The following is a 22,622-nucleotide window of genomic DNA, read 5'->3' on the forward strand; positions in this document are numbered from 1 at the left end:
GACGACGGAGGGCGCGGGGCATCACACCCCGCGCCCTCCGTCGTCGCGTCCAGCGGCTCGCGGCCGCCAGCCCATCGGTTGTCAGCTCGCGGCGACCGCGATCTCGTTCGGCGTGACGCCCAAATCGGCCGTGGAGACGACCTCGCCGGTGGTCAGGTCGAGCGCGTGGATGCTGTCCGCGGCGGGGTCGGTGACGTAGGCGATGTCACCGGCGACGGTGATCGCGGGGTGCGGGTCCTGCCACTCGACCGGGCTCTGCCACGCGTCGACGACGGGGTACGACTCGATGATCTCGCCGGTCTCCGGGTCGATCACGTGGACCGCTCCGTCGGAGCCGATCAGGTAGGCGAGGTCGTCCGGGCCGCGCGCGACACCGCGGAAGGTGTACTCGACGCCCTCGGGCAGGTCGACGACGTCGAGGGTCTTCGCCTCGGTGTCGATCAGCGCGAGGCGGTGCAGGAGGTAGCCCTCCGCGTCCTGGTCGTCCTTGTAGTCGCCGACGACGATCGGGCTGGTCTCGCTGACCCACGCGTTGCCCATCCGGCCGTACGGCTGGTCGGGCGCCTCGAGCTTGGTGATCTCGCCGCCGTCGTAGACGAGGGCGCCGTTCTCGCAGCCGAAGACCACGACCTCGTTCTCGGCCGTGCCCTCGCCGTGCACGCCGGGGCACTGGTCGTTCGTGGCCGTCACGGCACCGGAGGCGTCGCGCACCTCGATGCCGGTGCGGCCGTCGGCATTGCCGACCGTGGTCAGGAAGGTGCCGTCCTCGAGGACGATCGAGACGCCGTGGTGCGCCTCGACGCCCGCGATGGTCTCCAGCTCGGGGAGGCCCTCGGACGACGCCAGATCGGCGGTCTCGAAGACCGTCGTGTCGCTCGTGCCGTCGGCGTAGAGGATCGTCTTGCCGCCGTGGCGGACGACGTGACCGGGGGTGTCGGCCGCGAAGACGACGTCGGTCAGCTCAGGCTCTCCGTCGGTGCCGGCGGCGGTGTCGAGGAGCTGGAAGCCCTCGCTCATGGTGACCATGACGTGCCGGCCGTCGCCCGCCGGGTTCAGGCGGGTGAACTCCTCGGAGTCCACGTCGGCGACGGTCTCGAGGGTCTCGCCGTCGAGGACGAGGATGCCGCCCTCGTAGGCGACGGCGACGCGCGGGCCGGCCTCGGCGGCGGCGGTCGGCGTGCTGCCGGCGGTGGAGTCGGCCGCGGGGGCGCCGCTCGAGGAGCAGGCCGCGAGGGTCGCGATCGTGCCGAGGGCGAGGAGGCCGAGGCCCGCTCGCCGGAAGGGCGCTCGGGGTGACTGGGGGGTGCGCATGTGGATGTCGTTCTCCTGGTGCTGGTCGTGGGCGCTCAGGGAGAGAGCCCGGTGGCGATGCGCTGCGTGTTCACGCGCATCATGGCGAGGTAGTCGGGAGCGCCGCCCTCGGGTCCGGTCAGGGACTCCGTGAACAGCTCGACCACCTCGACGCGGATGTCGGCTTCGCTCGCGAGCGCCTGGACCAGGCGGTCGGGAGACGAGGACTCCGCGAAGATCGTGGGGACGCCGGTGGTCTCGACCGCGTCGACGAGGTCGGCGAGGTCGGAGGCGGACGGCGCCGCGAGGGTGGTGCCGCCGGGGATGACCGCGCCGACGACGTCGAAGTCGAAGCGGTCGGCGAGGTACCCGAAGACGTGGTGATTGGTGACGAGGGCGCGGCGCTCCTCCGGGATCGCGGCGAAGGCCGCCGTCATCTCGGCGTCGAGCGTCTCGAGCTCGGCGCGATAGTCGGCGGCGCTGCGCTCGAGGGCCTCCGGATTCGCCCCGTCGAGCTCCGCGAGGACCGGCGCGAGCGCGTCGACGACGTCGATCATGCGGGCGGGGTCGGTCCAGAAGTGCGAGTCGGGGCTGCCCTCGGCGTCGCCCTCCCGGTAGTCGAGCACCTCGACGGCTTCGCCGGCGACGAACATCGCGACGTCCTCGGCGGCGGCGGCGTCGAGGTGCTGCTGCAGGCCCTCCTCGAGGCCCAGGCCGTTCGAGACGACGAGGTCGGCCGAACGCAGCCGCGCGGCCTCCTGCGCGGAGATCTCGAAGGAGTGCGGGTCGGCGTTCGGCTTCATCAGCGTCACGACCTCGGCCTCGTCGCCAACCAGCCGCTCGACGACGTCGCCGAGGATGTTGGTCGAGACGATCACCAGCGGGCGGTCGTCCGCGGCGGCCGAGCAGCCGGTGAGGGCGAGCAGGGCGACGGCGGCGGCGGCGGCGAGCGGGAAGCGGCGGGGCGAGCGGCGGGAGGGCGCGCGGTGGGCGGAGCGGGTGCGTCCCACGGTCAGCGTCCCGTCTCGGCGGTGAACGCCGGCTCGGTCGCCGTGTCGAAGCTCCGCGCGAGGCGGGCGTCGTCGGCGTAGTCGATCTCGTGCAGCCGCCGCTCGGCGGGCGCGCTGAGGTAGGCGCGCTGCTGATCGGCGACGAGGGTCGGCGCGAGGCCCGCGGCGAGCGACTCCGCCGCCAGCGACTCCGCGGCCAGGGGCTCGGTCTGCGCGAGCAGCGCGCCGTCCGCACCGTCGAGCACGAGCACCCGGCCGTCGGTCGCGAGCGCGAGCACGTGCTCGTCCTCGTCGTCGACGGCGGTCACCTGGGCCAGCGGCGCGGGAGCGGGGAGCAGCGTCCAGGAGCGGTCGCGGGTGTCGAGCAGCCAGATGCCGGTGTCGCCCGCGAGCCCGGCGACGGTCGGTCGGCCCTCGCGGTTCGCGAAGCCGGTCGCCGCGGGCGCCGTCGCGCCGGCCGGGTAGGGGATCCGCTCGACGCTCAGCTCGTCGCCGTCGACCGTGGCGAGCAGGGCGCCGTCGGCGCAGCCGATCACCGCGCCGACGCGGGTGGTGATCGTCCCCGCCGGGTTGGGGCACTGTTCGCGGAGGCCGGTCGGCTCGCCGTCGGCCGTGTGCGCGACGACCGACGCCGACTCCCCCGAGCCGTCGGTGACGAGGGCGAACGAGCCGACCGGGACGACCATCCCGGGCCCGGGCTCGCCCTCGAGGCGGAACGACTCGCTGATCTCGCCCTTCGACAGCGCCTCGGTGTCGAGCAGCACGGCCTCGCCCGAGCCGGGGAAGTGCAGCCCGGTGCCGCCGGAGGTGGAGAGGTTCGTGGTGGCGACGACCGCCTCCCCCTCGCCCTCGACGGTGCCGAGGAGCCTCGGGTCGGCGCGGTAGTAGTGGAAGTGGTCGACGTGGTCCCAGGTCCACACCCCGCTGTCGACGATCTCGACGCCGGCGGCGGTCTGGGCGAAGAGGTAGCGCCCGTCGGTCGTCAGCGCCGAGGGCTCCCCGATCGTGCCGAGCTCGGCGACGCTCTCGTCGAGCAGGTCGAGGTGCGAGACGGCGCCCGCGGGGTCGATCCAGGTGAGCCCGAGGCGCGGCTCGGCGAGCTCCGCGGCTCCGGAGACCGCACCGTGGCCCTCGCCGGTCGCGGCGCCGGTCGCGTCGTCGGCGGGTGCGGCGGTCTCGGTCGAGCAGGCCGCGAGGCCGAGGGCGAGGGCGCCCAGGAGGAGGGAGGAGCGGGTGGAGCGGGAGAGCACGGGGTCCTTTCGGAGGGGTCGGCGGAGGGCGGGAGGTTGGCCGGTCACGCGGGCACCGGGACGCCGGCGGCGCGTGGACGCCGCACCGCGGTCGCCGCCCGCAGCGCCCAGGACAGCCCGGCGACGGCGATGGCGGTGGCCGCGACGGAGGCACCGGCGGCGGTCGCCGCATGCCAGGAGACGAGCAGGCCGACCAGGACCGAGAGCACGCCGAGCACGGCGGCGAGCACCATCCGGGTCGGGATCCGCGTCGTCCAGTGCCCCGCGGCGACGGCCGGCGCCAGCAGCAGACCGACGACGAGGAGCGAGCCGACGGCCTGGTACGAGGCGACGACCGCGAGCGTCACCAGCCCGACCAGCGCGGCCTGGGCGGAGCGCGGCCCGAGTCCGAGCACCGCGGCGATCCGGTGGTCCAGCGCGAGCGCCACCAGCGACCGGTGGAACACGGCCGCGACCGCGAGCCCCACCCCCGCCGCGACCGCCAGCAGGGCGATGTCGAGGGGCGCGATGGCGAGGATGTCGCCGAACAGGATCGACGTCGCGTCGGTCGCGAAGCTGCCCGAGTGGCTGATGACGATCACTCCGAGCGCGAGCATCGAGACGAAGAGCATGCCGATGCTGGTGTCGTACGAGAGCCGGCCCCGGCGCTGCAGGGCGGCGATCCCGAGGCTCATCGCGACGGCGCTCACCGCCCCGCCGACCAGCACGGGCGCCCCGAGCACGGTCGCGAGGGCGACGCCGGGGAGCATGCCGTGGGCGAGCGCCTCGCCGAGGAAGGCCATGCCGCGGATGACGACCCAGGTCCCCACGACGCCGCAGAGGACGGCGACGAGGGCGCCGCCGAGGAGGGCGCGCTGGAGGAAGTCGAGCGCGAACGGCTCGAGGATCCCGGAGAGGAGGGCAGGCATGGTGCTCGACCGTAGCCGATAATGAGAAGCGTTATCAAACCTGTAGCATCGAGGCGTGTCGTCGATCCCTCCCCACTCCTCCGACCGCGTCGGCCTCCGCGGGATCGGCGTCGACTTCGGCGACCGGACCGCCCTCGACGACGTCGACCTCGACCTGCCGCCGGGCTCGCTCACCGTCCTCGCGGGCCCGAACGGAGCGGGCAAGTCGACGCTCCTGGAGGTCGTCGCCGGGACGCGAGTGCCCACCCGCGGCTCGCGCTCGGCGACTGCCGCGATCGCCTTCGTCCCCCAGCGCACCGCCGTCTCGGACCGCCTCCCCGTCACCGTGCGCGACGTCGTCACCGTGGGCGTCTGGGGGCGCACCGGCCGCTGGCGCCGCGTCGGCCCGGGCCTGCGCGCCGAGGTCGCCGCGGCGATGGAGCGGCTCGAGATCACCGCGCTCGCGGGCGAGCCGTTCGCCGTGCTGTCCGGCGGGCAGCGGCAGCGGGCGCTGCTCGCGCAGGGGCTGGCGCGCGGGGCGGACCTGCTGCTCCTCGACGAGCCGACGACGGGGCTGGACGCGGCGAGCGCCGAGCGGATCCGGGAGATCCTGCGCAGCGAGGCGGAGCGCGGCGTCACGGTCGCCTGCGTCTCGCACGACCCGGCCGTGATCGCCCTCGCCGACCGCGTGGTGCAGCTGGCCGAAGGCCGCCTCGTCGCCGACGGCGCCCTCGCCCACTGAGGCGGCGTCGGGGACGACGGGTCTCGATACGCCCCTTCGGGGCTACTCGACCAGCATGCTCTCCCTGCTGATCGAGCAGCCCGCGCAGCGGGCGGGTCGAGATCCGCCCCTGAGCAGGGAAGGGCGCCGCGGGACGCATGCACGTCTGCTTGGATGAGCAGATGACGTGGAGGTGCAGATGACCGAGGATCTCGAACCCGCCGCCGAGCTGTTCAAGGTGCTGTCGTCCTCCTCGCGGCTGCGGCTGCTGCGCGCACTGGCGCTCGAGCGGTCGACCGTCGGGCACCTCGCCGAGACGACGGGGCTGTCCCAGCCGCTCGTCTCGCAGCACCTGCGCACCCTCCGGTCGGCCGGCCTGGTCGCCGTCGAGCGGATCGGCCGCGAGGCGCACTACTCCGTCGCCGACACCCACGTCAGCCACATCGTCGACGACGCGGTCCGGCACGCCCTCGAGGGCTGACCGCAGCCCACCCCCGAGCGCGCGCCCGGCGTCAGCCCTGGCGGGCCTTGAACCGCGGGTTGAGCTTGTTGATGACGAGAACCCGGCCGCGGCGGCGCACGACCTGCGACCCCGGCATGCTCTTCATGGACTTCAGCGAGTTGCGGACCTTCACGGCTGCTCCTTCTTATCGAGAACGATTCTCGTTTAGAGTAGGGCACCATGCAGACTCCGAGCCCGACCCCGCGCCCGCCCGTCCTCGCCGTGACCCTGGTCAGCGCGACCGACGCGCGTGACAGCGCCCGGATCGCGCGGCTGCTGAGCGGCGGCGTCACCTCCGTCGAGGGCTTCGTCGTGGAGCTGCCCGACTCGGACAGCGCGGAGTTCGCCGTCGAGCTGGCCGCCGAGCTCGCCCGCCAGGCCGACGACGGCGAGACCGGGATCACCGTGATGTCGATCGATCCGGTCGCCGACCCGATGGAGGTCGGACTCGTCCTCGAGCACCTCCTCGGCCGCCGGCACCCGGGCGACACCCGGATCGGCGTGCTCGACGTGGTCGCCGTCACGTCGCTCGACGAGGTGTCGCGGGTGCTGCTCGGCGAGGGGGCTGACGCCGGGGCTGCGCAGGACCCGCCGCACGACTCCCCGCAGTGGGACCGGGCCGAGCGGCTCGCCGGCCGCCTCGAGTTCGCGGGTCTGATCGTCCTCACCGACGGCCACCGCGACGACGACGCCGCCCTCGATCTGCTGCGCGCGCTCTCGCCGGGTGCGGAGATCCTCGCCGAGCGCGACCTCGACCGCTACCGGGAGCGCCGGGCCGTGCTCAGCCCGCAGCGCGCGCACCGCCTCGCCTCCGACCTGGGCTGGCAGCGGGCGCTCCGGGGCCTGCCGATCGACTCGGGATCGGTGAGGGCGCACGTCTTCCGCGACCCGCTGCCCTTCCACCCCGGTCGCCTGCACGCGGCCGTGGCCGCCGACCTCGTCCCCTCGCGGGTCGGCCGGATCCACCGCTCCCGCGGCCTGGTCCGCCTCGCCAGCCGGGCCGACCGGGTCGCGTCCTGGTCGATCGCCGGCGACGTCGTCGCGCTCGATCCGACGACGATCCGCAGCTGGTCCGTCGACGCCCCGGTCGGTCAGGAGATCGTCGTCCTCGGCCGCGACCTCGACGTCGACGAGCTGACCCGCGTCCTGAGCAGCTGCCTGCTCACACCGCGCGAGCTCCTCGCCGGCCCGGACCTCTGGGGCGTCCTCGACGACCCGTTCCCCCGCTGGGAGGACGAGCACCAGCACTGAGCGACGAGCACCTGCGCAGCGCGCCTGGAGCGGCGCGCCTGGAGCGCCGCGCCCGCGACCGGACCCGGACGGGGCTCCGCCGCCGTCGCGGACCCCGTTCAGCGTCCACTCGACGGACGGCGAGCGTGCGAGAGGACCCGAACGGGGCCCTGCGGCCGATCCGGGGCCCGATCCGGGTCCACTCGCGCGCGCGACCGCGGGTCAGGCGGCGTGCGCGTCGATCCGGGCCAGCAGCTCGGCCTTCACCGCGTCGGACGCCCAGGAGCCGAGCACCGAGTTGCGCGCCAGCTGCACCAGCTCGTCGCGGGTGAAGCCGGCGTCGGCGAGCGCGACGTAGTTGTCGGCGATGTAGCCGCCGAAGTAGGCCGGGTCGTCCGAGTTGACCGTCACCCGCACGCCGCGCTCCAGCAGCGCGCGCATCTCGGGCGCCTTCGAGTCGCTCGAGACGAACGAGTTCGACAGCGGGCAGCAGGTCAGCGCGAGCCCGCGCTGCACCACCACGTCGATCAGCTCGGGTGCCTCGACGATGTTCGTGCCGTGGTCGATCCGGTCGACGCCGATCTCCTCGAGCACCTGGCGCAGGTGCTCGACGCCGTTGGGCTGGTCCACGTCGCAGTGCATCGTCAGCCGGAGCCCGGCCTCGCGGGCCCGCGCGAACACCTCGCGGAACTTCGCCGGCGGATTGCCCCGCTCGTCCGAGTCCAGGCCCACGCCGATCAGGCGGTCGGCGAACGGCAGCGCGCGCTCGAGCGTCTCCGCGGCGCTCTCGGCCGAGAGGTCGCGGAGGAAGCAGAGGATCAGTGCGGCGTCGACGCCCAGCTCGGCGGCGTCCTGCGCGGCGCGGTGGTAGCCGCCGATCACCGCCTCGAACGGCACGCCGCGCGAGGTGTGCGCCTGCGGATCGAAGAACGCCTCGACCCGGACGACGCCGTCCGCCGCGGCCCGGCGGAAGTACTCCGTCGCGAGGTCGTAGAAGTCCTGCTCCTCGCGCAGCACGTCCATCGCCGGGTAGTACACGGCGAGGAAGGAGGCGAGCGAGTCGAAGTCGTACGCGAGCGCCTCGGGCACGGGCAGGCCGTTGCGCTCGGCCAGCCGCGCGCGCAGCTCGGGCTCGAGCGTCCCCTCCAGGTGCACGTGCAGCTCGACCTTGGGCAGGTCGCGGAGGAAGGAGTCGGAGGTCACGGGAGCCTTTCGTCGAGGGGGCGAGGAGTGACGGGGCGAAGTGGGGAGGGCGGGGTGCGGGGCGGAGCGGCGTGCGGCTCAGGGCCGCGCGGCGATGAAGTCCATCGCCACGAGCGGCCCCGGCAGCACCGCGCCGATCACGGTGCGGGCCGGCGGATCGACGGCGAACCGCGCGGCGTAGACCTCGGACGCGGCGGCGAAGTCGCGTTCGAAGTCGCTGAGGATCAGCGTGATCCGCACCACGTCGCCGAGCCCGAGGCCGAACTCGGTCGCCAGCAGCCGCTCGATGTTGTCCAGGGCCGCGGCCGTCTGCGCGGCCACCCCCTCCGGCACCGAGCCGTCGCCGGGCGCGAACGGCCCGATCGCCGAGCCGTAGACGACGCCGTGCGCCTCGACGGCATGGCTGTAGGCGCCACGGGGCGCGCCGAGCGCCTCCGCGTTCACGAAGCGGCGGGTCGCGGTGGCCGTCATCGCGGCAGCTCCCCGGAGACGACGCGGCCGCGCGAGACGACGGCGACGATGTTCTCGGCGCGCAGGTCGTCGATGCTCTCCCACGGGCGGCCGCGGAGCACGACGAAGTCGGCGCCGAAGCCGGGAGCGAGCCGGCCGACCTTCGCGCCGAGGCCGACGACGGCGGCCGCGTCCGAGGTCGCCGCGACGAGCGCGCGCTCGGAGCTCCAGCCGAACGACTCCCGCATCCGCCGCACCTCGTCGAGCTGCTCGCCCCAGTCCACGTAGACGCCGTTCGCGTCGGTGCCGAGCACGAAGCGCACCCCGGCCTCGCCCGCGGCGAGGAAGCCCGCGTCGCGCACGGCGACGACGTCCTGCGCCTTCAGCGACGCCTCCGGCGACGACGGCGCGCGACCGGCCGCGATCACGTCGTTGATGAAGAGGGTGGGCGCGACGGGCAGGTTCCGCTCGACCAGCGTCGCCCAGTGCTGCGAGCCGATCGCGGTGCCGTGCTCGATCGAGTCGACGCCGAGCGCGAGGGCGCGGTCGAGGCCGACGACGGAGTGGGTGTGCGCCGCGACGGGCATCCCGAGCGCGTGCGCCTCGTCGATCGTCGCCGCGATCTCCTCATCGGTCTGATTGCGCCAGCCGACCTTGTCGCCCATCGAGAGCACGCCGCCGCTCGTGTAGATCTTGATGCCGTCGGCGCCGGCCCGCGCCCAGGTGCGCACCAGGCGGCGGCACTCGTCGGGGCTGTCGGCGACGCGGTCGCGGTGCGGGTAGTGCGGCGGCACGAAGAGGTCGCCGTGGCCGGCGGTCATGCCGACGGCGCCGTGCGTGACGATCCGCGGACCCTCCGCGATGCCCTGCTCGAACATCCGCGCCACGGTCATCTGCAGCTCGTCCGCGCCGAGGTCGCGCAGCGTCGTGACGCCGGCGCGCGCCGCCTTCCGCGCGTTGTTCGCGATGTGGAAGACGCGCTCCTCGCGCGGGGTGACCAGCGGCCAGGAGGCGAAGTCGGCCGTGCCCTCGCCCGAGTAGGCGCCGAGGTGCACGTGGGTGTCGACGAGGCCGGGGATGATCGAGAAGGCGCCCGGGTCCGCTCCGGCCGGGGCCGCCTCGACGGAGGCGATCGCGTCGCCGCTCCAGGCGAGGGTCGCCGTGCCGAGGGCGCGGGTGCCGTCCCAGACGCTCCCGGTGATGGTCGTGGTGCTCGTGCTCATGCCCGTCCTCAGTTCTGTCCGCCGAAGCGGACGGCCGCCAGTCGCTCGCCGATCGCGACGACCGCGTAGGCGACGACTCCCAGTGCCGTGATCACCGCGAGCGACGCCCACAGCTCGTCGTAGCGGAATCCGGCGGAGGCGCGCTGCACCGCGCCGCCGAGTCCCTGTCCCGTGGCCAGCCACTCGGCCAGCATCGCGCCGCTCAGCGCGGAGGGGACCGCGACCTTGGCCGCCGCGAAGATCGCCGGCACCGCGGTCGGCAGCGCCACCTTGAGCAGCACGTCCATCGGCGAGCCGCCGTACACCGACACCAGCTCGAACGACTCGCGCGAGAGCGAGCGGAGGCCGAAGCCGACCGTGACCAGCGCCGGGAAGAAGACCGCGATGGCGCCGACGGTCGCGACCGCGCCGATCCCGTTGCCGATCGCGAGGGTCACCAGCGGCGTCACCACGATCAGCGGCATCGACTTCAGCAGCATCGCGATCGGCATCACCGTCGCCTCGAGCGAGCGGATCAGCACGAACAGCACCGCGATCGCGAGCGCGACCAGCAGGCCGGCGACGTAGCCGACGAGCGCGTCGACCGCCGTCACGCCGAGATTGCCGAAGACGATCGCGCGGTTCTCGGCGGCGTCGGCCTCGACGAAGAGGTACTCGGCGACGTCGGTCGGCGTCTTGCCGAGCAGCGGCGAGATGTCGGTGATCGCGAGGAAGGCGTACCAGAAGGCGAGCGCGAGGACCGCGGCGACCGCGAGCGGGACGAGCTCGCCGCGGACGATGCGCAGCACCATCCCGCCGGTGAGGTCGCTCGGGCGGCGGGCGGCGCGGGAGGAGGAAGAGGAGGAGCGGGGGCGGGTCGCGGTGCTCATACGACGCCTCCCGTGCTGCGGGCGACCTCGACGCGGGCGCGGCGGCGGGCGGCGCGCGGGCGGCCGACCGCCAGCGGCATCAGCCAGCGGCCGAGCGCCGCGATCAGCGCGTAGCCGATGATCGTGACGAGCCCACTGGTGACCGCGAAGGCCCAGGCCCGCTCGACGTCCATCTGGCGCTGCGCGACCGCGAGGGCGACGCCGAGGCCGGTGGTCACTCCGCCGAGGTACTCGCCGAGCACCGCGCCGAGGATCGCGGCCGGCACGCCGACCTGCAGCGCCGTGATCGTCGCGGGCACGGCCGCGATGGCCTGCACCTTGACGATCTGCGCCCAGCGCCCGCCGCGGTACGCCGAGACGAGGTCGAGCGCGGTGCGCGGCGCCGAGCGGACGCCGAGCAGCGCGCCGATCAGCGTGGTGAAGAAGACCAGCAGCGCGGCGAGGAAGATCGAGGTCGTGCGGCCGCCGAAGATCACCAGGATCACCGGGCCGACCGCGGTCAGCGGCAGGCAGTGGCTGATCACGCCGATCTGCTCGATCACGCGGTGGGTCCACGGCAGCAGCAGCGCGACCGCGGCGAGCGCGAGCGCCGCCAGGTTGCCCCAGAGGTAGCCCTGGCCGGCGGCGAGCACGGTGTCGCCGACGTTCCGGAGGTAGAAGAGCGGCCCGTCGCGGACGAACGCGGCGATGATCGCGCCGGGGCTCGGCACGGCGCGGCTCTCGCGGTAGACGGTGTCGGCGAGGATCCACCAGACCGCCACGAAGACGGCGAGCCCGGCGAGGACGCGCCAGTTGGTGCGGATCCAGGGCGTCACGCCTCGTCCTCCATCGCCACGCCGTGCTGGGAGAAGAGGATGTCGGTGATGCGGTCCTCGATCGCGTGGAACTCGGGGCTGCGCAGCATCTCGACGGTCCGCGGGCGGGGCAGGTCGATGTCGATCACCTCGACGATCCGGCCGGGCCGCGGCGACATCACGGCGACGGTGTCCGAGAGCAGGATCGCCTCCGCGATGCCGTGCGTGACCATCAGCGTGGTCGCGGGGCGCGCGGTCCAGATCCGCTGCAGCTCGAGGTTCAGCCGCTGCCGGGTCATGTCGTCGAGGGCGCCGAACGGCTCGTCGAGCAGCAGCAGATCGGGCTGCACGACCAGCGCGCGGGCGATCGAGGCGCGCTGGCGCATGCCGCCGGAGAGCTGCGAGGGGTAGGCGTCCTCGAACCCGGTCAGCCCGACGAGGTCGAGCAGGTCCGGGATGCTGTCGCGCTTCGCCGCCTGCTTGGTCAGCTCCAGCGGGAGGCGCACGTTCGAGCGGACCGAGCGCCACGGCAGCAGCGCCGAGTCCTGGAAGGCGATACCGAGCTCGGCCGAGCGCTTCGTGCCGAGCACGGGCGTGCCGTGGATCGAGACGGAGCCGGTTGTCGGCTTCTCCAGGCCCGCCAGCATCCGCAGGATCGTCGACTTGCCGCAGCCGGAGGGGCCGAGCAGCGACAGGAAGGAGCCGCGCGGAGTGACGAGGTCGACCTCGGCTAGGGCCTGCACCGACCGGTTCCCCAGGTCGAAGCGCTTGCTCAGGCCCGACAGGCGGATGCCCTCGTTCTCGATGGTGGTCAACTGCTCGTCCTCTCCGCGCGGTCCGTCGTGGTGCTGCGGCCGGGTCCTTCGCAGGGCCCGGCCGGGGAGGGTCAGCCCTCGAGCAGCTCCGGGTGCTCCTCGTAGACCTCGTCGATCAGCGTGGTGTCGAAGAGCTCGTCGGCGTCGAGCTCGATGCCGGTCAGCGCGAGCGAGGCGACCGACTCCTCCTGCAGCTGCGGCGTGATGGTGAGCAGGCCGTTCTCGTCGGTGTCGGGGGTGCTGATCAGCTCGGTCTGGGTGACCATGACCTGCGCCTGCTCCTCGACCTTGTAGTTCTGGTCGGCGGCGTAGTCGGCGACGACGGTCGCGGCGGTCGCGTCCGGGTCGGCGACGGCGTCCTGCCAGCCGCGGGCGACCGCGTAGAGCAGCGCCTTGACCTTCTCGCGGTCGTCGTCGATGCTCTCCTGCGCCACGACGATGGTCTCGCCGACCATCGGCAGGCCGGTGTCGGCCAGCAGGAACTGCTGCGCGGAGAAGCCGCGCTGGTTGAGCGTGTTGGCGCCGGCGGTCGCGTAGCCGATGTAGCCGTCGACCTGGCCGGTGGTGAGCAGGGTGGAGTCGGTGAGCGGCACGCGCGTCACGTCGTCCTCGTCGATGTCGTTCGCGGCGAGGAAGGCGCGCCAGACGAGGTCGTTGCTGTCGCTGACGCCGATGGTCTTGCCGACCATGTCCTCGGGGGTCTCGATCGGGGCGTCGGTCAGCGAGACGATCGCGAAGGGGTTCTTCTGGTAGGTCGCGCCGACGATTTTCATCTCGGCGCCCTCCGAGATCGCGGGGCCGGTGATCAGCGGCGACGAGACGCCGGCGAAGGCGGAGCCGCTCGCGATGGCCGTCTCGGCGCCGGTCGCACCGGTGCCGCCGGGGGTGAGGGTGACGGAGTCGAAGCCCGCGTCGGCGAAGTAGCCGTTCGCGTCGGCGAGGTACTCGCCCGCGAACTCGACGTGGGGGACCCAGGACAGCTGCATCGTCGCCTCGCCGAACGAGCCGGCGTCGCCGGACCCGGCGGCGTCCGAGCCGCTCGAGCAGGCGGCGAGCGTGGTGCCGGCGACGACGGCGACGGCGAGGGCGCCGAGCACGGAGCGGAGGCGGGACCGGGACGGGGCGGTGCGGGGCATGCGGGCTCCAAGAGGCGTCGGGGGCTGGGGGTGCAGGGGCGGACCGGAGGGGCGGGCCCGGGGGAAGGCACGCGCCGAGGGGGCGGCGCTGACCCAGTCGACCGCAGCCGGGCACTCCGCCGCGTCGTCGCACGGAGGATTTCCGCGCCGCGACGGCCCCGACTCCCCGATGCACGGACAAACCGTGTTGCGGTGAGGTTTCCAGCCTCGCATCCCGGATGGCGACTCCACGGATCGCGGAGTCTTCGACCGCTGCTTCCCCTCACTGCTCCGCGTTCTGCGGAGCGGCACGAGAGTGCGACCTGCGGAGCGGTGCCCACCGACTGAACCCTCCGTTCTCTCCGCGCAGAACATCAGCGGAAAGCCGATCTCATCGCGCATCAGCGATGACGCGCGCCCTCGGCTGATGTTCTGAGCGAGCACAGCGCCGAGCCGCGGGCGAAGGCCGATCGAGCAGCCCGCGCAACGGGCGGACCTCTCGTGCCGATCGTGCAGGGCAGCCCGTTCATGCTGATCGAGTAGCCCGCGCAGCGGGCGTATCGAGATCCACCTCCGCCGGGACCCGAGCCTGCAGACCCCGCTCTCAGCCGGCGTCCGCCGCCACCCGGCGCAGCGCCGCCAGCACCGTGCGCACCGCGGTGCGGGCCAGCGCGTCCGGGCGGGCCAGCACATCGACGTGCCGAGCCAGGCCGGCGCCCTCGAGCGGGCGGAGCACCATGCCGTCCACCGCGAGCGGAGCCGCCGTGATCCGCGGCAGGATCGCGACCACCGCGCCCGCGCGGACCACCTGCGCCGCGACCGAGAACTCGTTGATCCGGTGCGCGATGCGCGGCGCGCGGCCGATCAGCGCACCCAGGTGCTCGAGCACCCCCGTCAGCGGGAAGCCCTCGTGCGTCGACACCCACGCCTCGTCCGCGAGCTGCTCGGGGCGGATGCTCGACTGCGCGGCGAGCGGATGCGCCGCCGGCAGCGCGACGTCGAGCGCCTCGACGAGGAGCGGAGTGACCACGAGCCGGGTCCGCGGCCACTCCGGATCCTGCGGCAGGCGGTGCGCGACGACGAGGTCGTGGTCGGCGGTGAGCCCGGCGAAGTCGCCCTGCGCCACGTCCGCGTCGGCGAGGGCCACCCGCGGACCGCCCTCGAGCGCCGCGAGCAGCGGGCCGAAGAACGCCAGCCCCGCGCTGTGGAACGCCGACACCCGCACCGCGCGGTCGTCGTGGCGCAGGAACGAGCCGATGGTGTCCTCCGCCGCGGCGAGCGCCTCCTGCACCCGCGTCCCCGCGACCGCGAGCGCCTCGCCGGCCTCGGTGAGCACGAGCCGCCGCCCCTGCTTCACCGTGAGCGGCACCGGCACCCCGGCCTGCAGGGCGGCGAGCTGCTGCGAGACGGCGGAGGGGCTGATCCCGAGGGCGGCGGCGACGGCCGCGACGCTCCCTCGGTCGCCGAGATCGCGGAGCAGGCGGAGGCGTGCGGGATCCATACGCGCGAGCCTAACCATGAAGCGGTCGCTTCACCGTTGATGAAGTGATGTCCGCTGGCTCTTCCGCGTCCGCCGCGCGAGGCTGACCGCATGCCCCGCCTCCGCGCCGACCGCGCCGCCGACCTGCTCCTGCTCGGCGTCGCCGCCGTCTGGGGTGCGAGCTTCGTCGCCGCGAAGGACGTGGCCGCCGACATCGGCGTCCCCTCGACCCTCGCCCTGCGCTTCCTGGTCGCCGCCGCCGCGCTGGCCCTGCTCTGCCTGAGCCGCCGCGAGCGCCTGCCGCGCGGCCGCGGACTCGCGATCGCCGCGCTCCTCGGCTTCTCGCAGGCCGCCGTCATCGCCCTCGAGACCTGGGGCGTGCACCTCACCTCGGCGACGAACGCCGGCCTGCTGATCAGCCTCACCCTGGTGCTGACCCCCGCGCTCGAGGGCCTCGCGTCGCGGTCCTGGCTGCCGCGCTCCTTCTTCGTCACGGCCGTCGCCGCGGTGGTCGGCGTCGCCCTGCTCGTCTCGAACGGCGGCCTGCGAGCGCCGACCGCGGGCGACGCGCTCGTGCTCGCGGCGGCCGTCGTGCGCGCGGTGCACGTCACCGCCAGCGCCCGGCTCGTCCGCACCCGGTCCGACGGCTCGCTCGGCGTGGTCCTCGTGCAGCTGCTCGTCTGCGCCGCCGCCTTCTCGCTGCTCGCCGGCCCGAGCCTGCCCGCCGCCGCGCTGGCCCTCGACGCCCGCGGCTGGGCCGGCGTGCTCTTCCTCGGGCTGCTCTGCTCGGTCTTCGCGTTCGTCGTGCAGCTCTGGGCCGTCCGGCGCGCGTCGGCCGCGCGCGCCAGCGTCCTGATGGGGACCGAGCCCGTCTGGGCGCTGGCCGTCGGGGTCGTCGTCGCCGGAGAGGCGATCGGACCGCTCGGCGCGATCGGAGCGGCCCTGATCATCGCGGCGAGCTATGCGGGCCAGGCGATCGAGCGGCGGCACCGACTCGGTGCTCCGGCACTCTCCGACGACCGACCGGCCGCAACGGTCAGTGCGCCACGAGCTCCTGCAGCCCGGTGACGCGGAGCAGATCGAGTCGCGTCTGGTCGGTCGAGCCCGGCGTCGCCGTGTAGACGACGATCCGCAGATCGCCGCCCGGCACCGCGAGCACGTCGCAGTCGACCGTGATCGGCCCGACCGGCGTCCTCGTGACCGTCTTCCGGCTGGAGCGGTGCTCGGCCACCCGCGCGACGGCCCAGCGGCGCTCGAAGTCGGGCGAGGCCGCCCGCAGCCGCGCCACCAGGTGCGCGAGGGCCGCGTCGTCGGGGTAGCGCCCGACCGCGGCGCGAAGGTCCGCGGTCAGATCGTTCGCGAAGTCCTCCGCGTGCTGGTCGTCGAACTCGGTGCCCTCGTGCCCCTCGGTGAAGTAGCGCCAGACCAGGTTGCGCTCGAGTCCCGTGCGGAGGGACGGGTCGCCGTTCAGCGCTGCCCAGAGCGGGTTCCACAGCAGGATGTCGTGCGCCGCGCTGAAGACGGCGAGCGGCACGTCGCCGCAGCGGTCGACGATCCGCTGCACACCGGGAGTGATGTGCTGCGGCACCTGCGTCGCGGTCGGCGGAGCAATGCCCGCCACCCGGTAGAGATGGTCGCGCTCCGCCTCCGTCACCCGCAGCGCGCAGGCCAGGGCGCCGAGCAGCTGCGCCGACGGATGCACCGCGCGGCCCTGCTCGAGCCGCACGATGTAGTCGACGCTCACCCCGGCCAGCGCGGCCAGCTCCTCGCGGCGCAGCCCCGTCGTGCGACGGCTCGGACCGGCGGGCAGCCCCACCTCGGCGGGCGTCACGCGCTCGCGCCAGGAGCGGAGGACGTCCGCGAATTCGCTCATGCCCCCATGATCCCCCGGGTGCGGGCTCCCGGTCCTGGTACTGCTGGTCCTCCCGTCGACCGGGGCCTGGGCGGGCCGTGCGCCGGGGCGGAGCATGGAGCCATGACAACGACACTGATCACCGGGGCCAACAAGAGCCTCGGCCTCGAGACCGCCCGCCGCCTGATCGAGGCCGGCCACACCGTCTACGCCGGCATGCGCGACCTCGCGACCGGGGACGCCGTGCGGGCCCTCGGCGCGCACGCCCTGCAGCTCGACGTGACCGACCAGGCGAGCGTCGACGCCGCCCTCGCCTCGCTCCCCGCCCTCGACGTGCTGGTCAACAACGCCGGGATCCTCGGCACCTCCTTCGGCGTCGACGACCTGACCCCGGAGTCGATGGCGAGCGTCCTCGAGACCAACGTCGTCGGCATCGTCCGCGTCACCCAGGCCGCGCTGCCGCTGCTGCGCCGCTCGGCCGCGCCCGTCGTCGTGAACGTGGCGTCCGGAGTCGGCTGGCCGCTCGCCCTCTCCACCCCCGGCCGCGACGAGCACCCGGTGAACGCCGTCCCCTACGCCGCGTCGAAGGCCGCGGTCATCACGCTGACCGTCCAGTACGCGAAGAACCTGCCCGGGTTCCGGATCAACGCGAGCGACCCCGGCTACACCGCGACCGACTTCAACGGCCACGGCGGGCACCAGACCGTCACCGAGGGGACCGACGCGACCGTCGCGCTGGCCCTGCTCGGACCTGACGGCCCGACCGGCGAGTTCCACGACCGCCACGGGCGCATCGACTACTGAGCACCGCGCCGGGCCCGCCGCCCCGGCTCACCCTCCCGGGCCCGCCGCCGGCCCACCCCGCCGGGCTCGCCGCCGCATGCTCGCCGCCAATTCGTTGGACGCGGCAACAAAACGGCCGCGAGCCCGGCAGAATGGGCACATGACGCAACGGAGCAACTGGGCGGGCACCTACGAGTACCGCGCCGCCGACATCCTCGAGCCGGAGTCGATCGACGAGGTGCAGAACCTCGTCCGCACGAACGAGCGGGTCCGCGCACTCGGCACCCGCCACTCCTTCAACGCCCTCCCCGACACCCCCGGGGCGCTGCTGCACCTCGGCCGCATCGCCTCCGACCCGGTGATCGACGCCGACGCGAACACGATCACGGTCGGCGGAGCGACGCGCTACGGCATCGTCGCCTCCCACCTGCACAGCAACGGCTACGCCCTGCACAACATGGGCTCGCTCCCCCACATCTCGGTCGCCGGCGCGATCTCCACCGGCACGCACGGCTCGGGCGACCGCAACGCCAACCTCTCCTCCGCCGTCTCGGCGCTCGAGCTGGTCACGGCCGACGGCTCGCTGCGCACCATCCGCCGCGGCGAGCCCGGCTTCGAGGGCGTCGTCGTCGGGCTCGGCGCCTTCGGCATCGTCACCCGGGTGACCCTCGACATCCAGCCGACCTTCGACGTCCGCCAGGACGCGTTCGTCGACCTGCCGTGGGAGCGCGTGCTCGACGACTTCGACGCGATCACCTCCTCCGCCTACAGCGTCAGCCTGATGACGCACTGGTCGAGCCCGACCGTCGAGCAGCTCTGGCTGAAGACCAAGGTCGAGCAGGGCTCCGTCGCCGACGTCGACGCCACCCACCTCGGCGCCGTCGCGGCCTCGGCCTCGCTGTTCGCCGTCTCCGAGGGCGTCGACTCCAACCTCAACCCGTTCGGCGGCTCCGTCGGCCCCTGGTCCGAGCGGCTCCCGCACTTCCGCCTCGACCGCGAGCCGAGCGCCGGCGACGAGATCCAGAGCGAGTACATGGTGCCGCGCGAGAACATCCGCGAGGCGATCGTGGCGCTGCGCGCGATCGGCGAGCGGATCGACGAGGTCCTGCTGATCACCGAGCTGCGCACCATGGCCGGCGACGACCAGTGGCTCTCCCCCGCGTCCGGCCGCGACAGCGTCGGCATCCACTTCACCTTCGCCAAGGACCGCGCCGGCGTCGACGCCGTCCTCCCCGCCGTCGAGGGCGCGCTGCTCCCGCTCGGCGCCCGCCCGCACTGGGGCAAGCACTTCCTCGCCACCGCCGCCGACATCGCCCCCCTCTACCCCCACCTCGACGACTGGCGCACCCTCCGCTCCTCCTGGGACCCCACCGACCGCTTCGCGAGCGCCTTCCTCCACACCCGCCTCCTCGCCTGACGTCTCTTCCCCCCCTCGCGAGATGCCACTTGTGCACGCGACACGCCGTCGAAAGCGTGCACAAGTGGCATCTCGCGGGGTCGTCAACGGGGTGACGGCGCGAGCGGGGGGTCGTAGCGTCGGGACGGACGAGAGGGGGGCCCGATGCCCGCGAAAGAGGAGATCCCGTCGACCATCGAGCGGTCGGACGAGCACGCGCAGAAGCTGTGGTCGGCCGCGCACGACTCGGCGGTCGACAGCTACGGCGAGGGTGAGCGCGCCCACCGCACCGCCTTCGCCGCGCTCAAGCACGAGTACGAGAAGGTCGGCGACCACTGGGAGCGCAAGGACGAGAGCGGCCCCTCGGACGACCGCGCCGCCCAGCGCGGTGCGAACGGCAGCGGTGACACGGCCGGTGGAGTCGACGCGAACGCCTCGAAGGCGCACCTCCTCGACCTCGCCAAGCGCCTCGACGTCTCCGGCCGCTCCCGCATGACCAAGGCCGAGCTCGTCGACGCCCTCCAGCGCGCGAACGCCAAGGAGACCCGCCGCGCCCGCGACTGACGCGGCCGTCCGCGCGCCGGCGTCTGCCCCACCCCACCCTCCAAAAGTTGCGGTAGTCGCGCCCGACTACCGCAACTTCTGAGGAGTGGGTGGGCGCCGATCGCGACCCGGCCCGCTAGTCGACCGCCACCCTCCAAAAGTTGCGGTAGTCGCACCCGACTACCGCAACTTTCGAGGAGTGGGCGGCCTCGACCGCGACCCCCGCTCGCTCGCCAGCCGCGACCCTCCAGAAGTTGCGGTAGTCGCGGTCGACTACCGCAACTTTCGAGGAGTGGGTGGGCGCCGGACGGGATCCCGGCCCGCTGCCTGAGAAATCAACGAGGAGACGCGGGTCCGTTGCGCATCTAGCGTCGAGGGCGACACGCCCCGACCCGAGCCTGGAGCGCCATGACACCGCACGCCGTGATCCCGCACGCCCCGAGACTGCATTCCACGACACCGCCCGCCCAGACCGCCCACGCCCGCACGAGCGCGGAGCCGAGCGCGTGAGGGTCACCGATACCAGCGACCTGTGGTGGCGCGCCGCCGTCTACTACAACCTCGACGTCAAGACCTTCATGGACTGGGACGACGACGGCGTCGGCGATCTCGAGGGCCTCGCGCATCGGATCGACTACCTGGCCGAGCTCGGCGTCGGCTGCCTCTGGCTCGCGCCGTTCTACAGCTCGCCCGGCAAGGACAACGGCTACGACATCAGCGACTTCTACGGCGTCGACGGGCGCTACGGCCACCACGGCGACCTCGTCGAGGTGATCCGCACGGCGCACGACCGCGGGATGCGCGTCATCGTCGACCTCGTCGTCAACCACACCAGCGACCAGCACCCGTGGTTCCAGGCCGCGCGCTCCTCCCCCGACAGCCCGTACCGCGACTACTACGTCTGGCGCGACGAGCCGCCGGCGGACCAGCCGGAGAACGTCTTCCCGGACGTCGAGGACGGCGTCTGGTGCCTCGACGAGGAGGCCGGCCAGTACTACCTGCACAACTTCTACCGGCACCAGCCCGACCTCAACACCGACAACCCGGCGGTGCGCGACGAGATCGCGAAGCTGGTCGGCTTCTGGCTGCAGCTGGGGGTCGACGGCTTCCGCGTCGACGCGGTGCCCTACCTCGTCGAGCCGGGCGCGCGCGACGAGCACGAGTGGCTGCGGCTGCTGCGCCGCTTCATCAGCCGGCGCTCGGGCGAGGCGATGCTGCTGGGCGAGGTCAACACGACCCGCGAGGAGCAGCTCGCGTTCTTCGGCGGCGAGGACGCCGACGAGCTGTCGATGCAGTTCGACTTCATCGGCAACCAGCGCCTCTATCTGGCGCTCGCGCGCGGGGACGCGGCGCCGCTCGTCGAGGCGATCGCGAGCCGCCCGCCGATCCCGGTCGGCAGCCAGTGGGCCAACTTCGTCCGCAACCACGACGAGCTGACCCTCTCCCAGCTCTCCGACGACGAGCGCGACGAGGTCTTCGCCGCGTTCGCCCCGGAGGAGTCGCAGCGGATCCACGGCCGCGGCATCGTCCGCCGCCTCCCGCCGATGCTCGGGGGCGATCCGCGCCGCATCCGGATGGTCTACAGCCTGCTCTTCTCGCTGCCGGGCTCGCCGGTGCTGTACTACGGCGAGGAGATCGGGATGGGCGAGAACGCCGACATCCCGGGCCGCAGCGCCGTCCGCACGCCGATGCAGTGGACCGCGGCCGCGAACGGCGGCTTCTCGCGGGCCGACGCCGAGGACCTGATCGCGGCCCCGCCCGGCGGCGGCTTCGGACCGGAGCACGTCAATGCGGCCGCCCAGCTCCGGGAGCCGGACTCGCTGCTCGCGCACATCAAGGCGCTCGCGTGGCTGTACCGCCGCTCGCCCGAGATCGGCTGGGGCGAGTACACCCACCTCCCGGCCGATCAGTCCTGCGTGTTCGCGCACCGGATGTCCGCCTCGACCGGCACGACCGTCGCGGTGCACAGCTTCGCGTCGAGCCCGCGGACGGTGACGATCACGCTGCCCGGCACCGAGCCGGGGTCGCGCCTGGTCGACTCCCTCGGCGGCGAATCGCAGCCGATCGGCGACGACGGCTCGGTCGCGATCGGCGTCGACGGCTACGGCGCGCGGTGGTTCCGCGTGGTGCCGGAGGGGTCGCGCCGCCTGGTCTGAGCGCGGAGCAGCAGCAGGAGAGGTCAAGCCCCTTCTGAGCGTCGGAGGGCCCTGCCTACCGTCGGAGGGCGGGCGACGAGGTCCGCACCGACTGCTCCTGGAAAGGTCCGACCGCATGTTCTTCCACCGTCAAGAACTCCAGTTCAAGTCCACTCCGTCCAAGCCCGACGCCGTCTTCGCCCGCCGGTTCCAGGAGGTGCTCGGCGGCCAGTACGGCGAGATCACCGTCGCGATGCAGTACGGCTTCCAGGCCTGGAACGCCCACGAGCCGGGCAAGTACCGCGACCTGCTCTTCGGCATCGGCGCGGAGGAGTTCGGCCACGTCGAGATGATCGCGGTCATGATCGCTCAGCTGCTCGAGAAGGCCCCCGTCGAGCAGTCCGAGGACGCCATCCGCAAGGACCCGGTCCTCGGCGCGGTCATCGGCGGCACCGACGTCCAGGCCGCGATCGTCGCCGGCGCGGGCGTGCGCCCGGTCGACAGCAACGGCAACCCGTGGCAGGGCTCGTACATCACGGCGAGCGGCAACCTCCTCGCCGACTTCACCGCGAACGCGAACGCCGAGATGCAGGGCCGCCTGCAGGTGGCGCGGCTGTACCACATGACCGACGACCACGGCGTGCGGGACCTGCTCTCGTTCCTCCTGGCGCGCGACACCATGCACCAGAACCAGTGGATCGCCGCGGCCGCCGAGCTGCGCGCCGAGGGCGTGGAGGACCTGCCGGTGCCCTCGAACTTCCCGCTGTCGAAGGAGGAGCGCTCGGTCTCCTACGAGTACATCAACTTCTCGGACGGCCCCGCCGCCGCGGAGGGCAGCTGGGCCTCCGGACCCACGCCCGACGGCAAGGGCGAGTTCAGCTACCGCACGGCGAGCCCGGACGACGGCGTGCCGATGCCGCCGCCCACCCAGCCGGACGAGCGCTTCTACGGCACCACGCCGAAGCCGAACATCGTCGAGAAGACGGTGGGCGCGGTGAAGGACGCGGTGACCGGCAAGTAGCGCGACCCGATCGCAGGGCCGTCCTCCCGCGCGGAGGGCGGCCCTGCGGCGTG

Annotated in this window: 23 protein-coding genes; 9 read left to right on the forward strand and 14 right to left on the reverse strand. The window is 73.5% G+C overall.

Translation table 11 applies throughout. From position 1 onward, the window contains the following. Window positions 1-81: 81 nt before the first annotated feature. From aztD to aztB, 4 genes are all read right to left on the reverse strand, one after another. Complete coding sequence (aztD, locus tag HQQ82_RS09780; RefSeq protein ID WP_173232816.1) at window positions 82-1,311, reverse strand: zinc metallochaperone AztD; 1,230 nt, start codon at window positions 1,309-1,311, stop codon at window positions 82-84. Between the two features lie 35 nt (window positions 1,312-1,346). Next, window positions 1,347-2,216 (reverse strand): zinc ABC transporter substrate-binding protein AztC, encoded by an 870-nt coding sequence (gene aztC / locus HQQ82_RS09785; RefSeq protein WP_254071415.1) that lies wholly within the window; start codon window positions 2,214-2,216, stop codon window positions 1,347-1,349. An 86-nt stretch (window positions 2,217-2,302) separates the two neighbouring features. After that, window positions 2,303-3,550 carry an ABC transporter gene (locus HQQ82_RS09790; protein WP_173232818.1) on the reverse strand — a complete coding sequence of 416 codons (1,248 nt, stop codon included), beginning with the start codon at window positions 3,548-3,550 and terminating at the stop codon, window positions 2,303-2,305. A gap of 44 nt (window positions 3,551-3,594) precedes the next feature. Then, a complete protein-coding gene (gene aztB, locus HQQ82_RS09795; RefSeq protein WP_173232819.1) occupies window positions 3,595-4,458 on the reverse strand; it encodes a zinc ABC transporter permease AztB in 864 nt (287 codons plus the stop codon). A 55-nt stretch (window positions 4,459-4,513) separates the two neighbouring features. On the opposite strand from aztB, the gene aztA reads away from it, so the two are divergent. After that, window positions 4,514-5,179 (forward strand): zinc ABC transporter ATP-binding protein AztA, encoded by a 666-nt coding sequence (aztA, locus tag HQQ82_RS09800; RefSeq protein WP_367947900.1) that lies wholly within the window; start codon window positions 4,514-4,516, stop codon window positions 5,177-5,179. A 178-nt stretch (window positions 5,180-5,357) separates the two neighbouring features. Continuing rightward, window positions 5,358-5,639 (forward strand): helix-turn-helix transcriptional regulator, encoded by a 282-nt coding sequence (locus HQQ82_RS09805; protein ID WP_173232820.1) that lies wholly within the window; start codon window positions 5,358-5,360, stop codon window positions 5,637-5,639. A gap of 31 nt (window positions 5,640-5,670) precedes the next feature. Here the strand turns inward: HQQ82_RS09805 and ykgO are convergent, their stop codons facing one another. Beyond that, complete coding sequence (gene ykgO / locus HQQ82_RS09810) at window positions 5,671-5,793, reverse strand: type B 50S ribosomal protein L36 (RefSeq protein ID WP_173232821.1); 123 nt, start codon at window positions 5,791-5,793, stop codon at window positions 5,671-5,673. Between the two features lie 47 nt (window positions 5,794-5,840). Between ykgO and HQQ82_RS09815 the strand changes: the two genes are divergently transcribed. Then, window positions 5,841-6,911 carry a GTP-binding protein gene (locus HQQ82_RS09815; protein WP_173232822.1) on the forward strand — a complete coding sequence of 357 codons (1,071 nt, stop codon included), beginning with the start codon at window positions 5,841-5,843 and terminating at the stop codon, window positions 6,909-6,911. A gap of 201 nt (window positions 6,912-7,112) precedes the next feature. Here HQQ82_RS09815 and add read toward each other — a convergent pair whose 3' ends face one another. The 8 genes from add to HQQ82_RS09855 all read right to left on the reverse strand — a co-directional run bounded on the left by add (window position 7,113) and on the right by HQQ82_RS09855 (window position 14,860). Continuing rightward, window positions 7,113-8,093, reverse strand: a complete 981-nt coding sequence (gene add, locus HQQ82_RS09820) for an adenosine deaminase (protein WP_173232823.1) — start codon at window positions 8,091-8,093, stop codon at window positions 7,113-7,115. A gap of 78 nt (window positions 8,094-8,171) precedes the next feature. Next, window positions 8,172-8,564 carry a RidA family protein gene (locus tag HQQ82_RS09825; RefSeq protein ID WP_173232824.1) on the reverse strand — a complete coding sequence of 131 codons (393 nt, stop codon included), beginning with the start codon at window positions 8,562-8,564 and terminating at the stop codon, window positions 8,172-8,174. Further along, a complete protein-coding gene (locus tag HQQ82_RS09830) occupies window positions 8,561-9,766 on the reverse strand; it encodes an amidohydrolase family protein (RefSeq protein ID WP_173232825.1) in 1,206 nt (401 codons plus the stop codon). The genes HQQ82_RS09825 and HQQ82_RS09830 overlap by 4 nt, the downstream gene beginning before the upstream one ends. A gap of 8 nt (window positions 9,767-9,774) precedes the next feature. After that, window positions 9,775-10,635, reverse strand: a complete 861-nt coding sequence (locus tag HQQ82_RS09835; protein WP_173232826.1) for an ABC transporter permease — start codon at window positions 10,633-10,635, stop codon at window positions 9,775-9,777. After that, a complete protein-coding gene (locus HQQ82_RS09840) occupies window positions 10,632-11,450 on the reverse strand; it encodes an ABC transporter permease (protein WP_216848437.1) in 819 nt (272 codons plus the stop codon). Before HQQ82_RS09840 ends, HQQ82_RS09835 begins: the two co-directional genes overlap by 4 nt. After that, entirely contained in the window at window positions 11,447-12,244 is a 798-nt protein-coding gene (locus tag HQQ82_RS09845) for an ABC transporter ATP-binding protein (protein WP_160091056.1), read from the reverse strand. The genes HQQ82_RS09840 and HQQ82_RS09845 overlap by 4 nt, the downstream gene beginning before the upstream one ends. Before the next feature lie 71 nt (window positions 12,245-12,315). Then, entirely contained in the window at window positions 12,316-13,380 is a 1,065-nt protein-coding gene (locus tag HQQ82_RS09850) for an ABC transporter substrate-binding protein (RefSeq protein ID WP_173232827.1), read from the reverse strand. A 583-nt stretch (window positions 13,381-13,963) separates the two neighbouring features. Further along, the gene (locus HQQ82_RS09855) at window positions 13,964-14,860 is read right to left on the reverse strand and encodes a LysR family transcriptional regulator (protein WP_173232828.1); all 897 of its coding nucleotides are present in this window, start codon (window positions 14,858-14,860) and stop codon (window positions 13,964-13,966) included. A 90-nt stretch (window positions 14,861-14,950) separates the two neighbouring features. Here HQQ82_RS09855 and HQQ82_RS09860 point away from each other — a divergent pair, with 90 nt between their 5' ends. Further along, entirely contained in the window at window positions 14,951-15,907 is a 957-nt protein-coding gene (locus HQQ82_RS09860) for an EamA family transporter (RefSeq protein ID WP_173232829.1), read from the forward strand. Here HQQ82_RS09860 and HQQ82_RS09865 read toward each other — a convergent pair. Continuing rightward, on the reverse strand, window positions 15,876-16,712 hold the full coding sequence (locus HQQ82_RS09865; RefSeq protein WP_173232830.1) for a helix-turn-helix transcriptional regulator: 837 nt from the start codon (window positions 16,710-16,712) through the stop codon (window positions 15,876-15,878). The two genes, HQQ82_RS09860 and HQQ82_RS09865, sit on opposite strands and share 32 nt — an antisense overlap. Window positions 16,713-16,814: 102 nt before the next feature. Here HQQ82_RS09865 and HQQ82_RS09870 point away from each other — a divergent pair, with 102 nt between their 5' ends. The 5 genes from HQQ82_RS09870 (at window position 16,815) to HQQ82_RS09890 (ending at window position 22,569) form a co-directional block, all read left to right on the forward strand. Then, window positions 16,815-17,495: an SDR family NAD(P)-dependent oxidoreductase gene (locus tag HQQ82_RS09870; RefSeq protein ID WP_173232831.1), complete on the forward strand. Its 681-nt coding sequence runs from the start codon at window positions 16,815-16,817 to the stop codon at window positions 17,493-17,495. Window positions 17,496-17,634: 139 nt separating this feature from the next. After that, window positions 17,635-18,891 (forward strand): D-arabinono-1,4-lactone oxidase, encoded by a 1,257-nt coding sequence (locus tag HQQ82_RS09875; protein ID WP_173232832.1) that lies wholly within the window; start codon window positions 17,635-17,637, stop codon window positions 18,889-18,891. A gap of 144 nt (window positions 18,892-19,035) precedes the next feature. Then, entirely contained in the window at window positions 19,036-19,434 is a 399-nt protein-coding gene (locus tag HQQ82_RS09880) for a ChaB family protein (RefSeq protein ID WP_173232833.1), read from the forward strand. Between the two features lie 485 nt (window positions 19,435-19,919). Continuing rightward, window positions 19,920-21,569: an alpha-amylase family protein gene (locus HQQ82_RS09885; protein ID WP_173232834.1), complete on the forward strand. Its 1,650-nt coding sequence runs from the start codon at window positions 19,920-19,922 to the stop codon at window positions 21,567-21,569. 115 nt (window positions 21,570-21,684) lie between these two features. Then, window positions 21,685-22,569: a manganese catalase family protein gene (locus HQQ82_RS09890; protein WP_173232835.1), complete on the forward strand. Its 885-nt coding sequence runs from the start codon at window positions 21,685-21,687 to the stop codon at window positions 22,567-22,569. Window positions 22,570-22,622 lie beyond the last annotated feature (53 nt).

It is taken from the genome of Rathayibacter sp. VKM Ac-2856 (assembly GCF_013205055.1).
Lineage (GTDB): Bacteria > Actinomycetota > Actinomycetes > Actinomycetales > Microbacteriaceae > Rathayibacter.